Here is a 253-nt window from a genome sequence, read left to right as displayed (position 1 = left end):
CGGGGTGAAACCAGCTGCCCTCTTTGATCCGCAGGTATTCGCGGTCGCGGGTGGGGTAGCGGGGCAGATTGCGCTCGGTCAGCAGTTCGTTCTCACGCATGAGGCGGATCAGCTCGTTACGGCTGATACCGAAGTGCTTGGCGGTCTGTGCAAGTGTGCGTTCCAAGTCCACCTCCTAAGCCACGTCGGCGAGTACAGGCTCGACATGTGGCATGTCGGCTGTGTCCAGCTTGCCGTTGGCAATAGCTTCGAG

At 60.5% G+C, this 253-nt stretch carries 1 protein-coding gene; it reads right to left on the bottom strand.

The window, feature by feature from the left end; all coding sequences use genetic code 11:
• Positions 1–172, bottom strand: a 172-nt coding sequence (locus tag SB816_RS33505) for a phage antirepressor KilAC domain-containing protein (RefSeq protein ID WP_410548441.1), incomplete at its 3' end; no start/stop codon positions are given.
• Between the last annotated feature and the right edge of the window lie 81 nt (positions 173–253).

Source organism: Achromobacter sp. SIMBA_011 (genome assembly GCF_046535435.1).
Lineage (GTDB): Bacteria > Pseudomonadota > Gammaproteobacteria > Burkholderiales > Burkholderiaceae_B > Achromobacter > Achromobacter dolens.
The sequence above is the reverse complement of the archived record's forward strand: the minus strand, read 5'-3'. Positions and strand labels throughout refer to the sequence as shown.